The sequence below is a fragment of the Aeromonas sp. MaB10011B genome, from assembly GCF_017939325.1.
In the GTDB taxonomy this organism is placed as follows: Bacteria; Pseudomonadota; Gammaproteobacteria; order Enterobacterales; family Aeromonadaceae; genus Aeromonas; species Aeromonas caviae.
On record NZ_JAGKRK010000046.1, the window covers coordinates 1 to 1,308 of the forward strand.

Genomic DNA, 1,308 nt, shown 5'->3' on the forward strand with positions numbered 1-1,308 from the left:
AAGGTTCTTCGCGGGATCCTGGGAAAGTGGAAGTTGACAGACAGGGTGCTGGTAAACTGGTTGTCGCCAAACACACCACCACCATCACCCTGCTGTCGCCGTGCATCATATTGATATTGCCTCCTTCTGGCCAGGTTATACCGTCATCGCCCAAGCGCTTTCTGCCAACCATCACACCCTGTTTACCCTTGAGCCTCGCGCCGACTTCTTGCCCCGTTGTCGCCGATGCCTGCAACCCACGCCATTGATCCACGACCAACGTATCCGCCGGGTGCGTGAGCGAGACCTATTTGACCGACAAGTCTGGTTACAACTGCCTGTTCGCCGCGTCGACTGTCTGCGCTGTGGTCGCGTCAGTGAACATATCGACTGGCTCCCCTCTGGCTCCCGCCTCACCCGGCGCATGCAGTGCTGGATTGAAGCGCTCGTTCAGTACCTCCCCATCCGCCATGTCAGCCAGCTCACCGGGGTCGGTTGGCACACCATCAAGGAGATCGACAAGCGCCGTTTGCAGACCAGTGTGGGCACCATCGAACTTGGGGAGGTGCGGCGGCTGGTGATGGATGAGTTTGCCCTGCACAAGGGACACCGCTATGCCACCGTGATCATGGATGCCGAGCGAACCCGCGTCCTGTGGGTGGGGCACGGCAACAGCCGGGCCGCTATCCGTCCCTTCTTCGAGCAGCTCGGCGAGCGATGCCAGCAGATTGAGGCGGTGGCGATGGACATGAACACGGCGTTCGACCTGGAGGTGAAGCAACACTGCCCGCAGGCGGAGGTGGTCTACGACCTGTTCCACGTGGTGGCTCGCTATGGCCGAGAGGTGGTGGACCGGGTGCGAGTGGAGCAGGCGAATGCACTGAAAAGCGATAAACCGGCGCGAAAAGTGGTCAAAAGTGCGCGTTGGTTGCTGCTACGTAATCGGGCGAAGCTGAGTGAAAAACAGGATGTGAAGTTGCAGGAGCTGTTGGCGGCGAATCAACCGCTGGCGATGGTGTACGTGCTGAAAGAGGGGTTGAAGGGCATCTGGTATGCGCCGAGCGTGTGGGAAGGATGGCGACGATGGCGGAGCTGGATGCGGCAGGTGAAGGAAAGCGGGCTAGCGCCGCTGCAACGATTTGGTCGAAATTTATCGAAATATATGCGGGGGATCCTGGCGAGTGCAAACTACCCGATGCACACGAGTGTGCTGGAAGGGGTGAACAACAAGATCAAAGTGATAAAGCGCATGGCATATGGATTTAGGGACTCAGAATACTTTTTTCTGAAAATCAAGGCGGCCTTCCCCGGAAAGCCGCGATGAACCAA

General features: G+C 58.3%; 1 protein-coding gene. It reads left to right on the forward strand.

Going from position 1 to position 1,308, the window contains the following annotated elements; genetic code table 11:
- The first annotated feature begins 100 nt into the window (after positions 1-100).
- A complete protein-coding gene (locus J9893_RS12995) occupies positions 101-1,303 on the forward strand; it encodes an ISL3-like element ISAeme19 family transposase (protein ID WP_081000878.1) in 1,203 nt (400 codons plus the stop codon).
- The last annotated feature ends 5 nt before the right edge of the window (positions 1,304-1,308 follow it).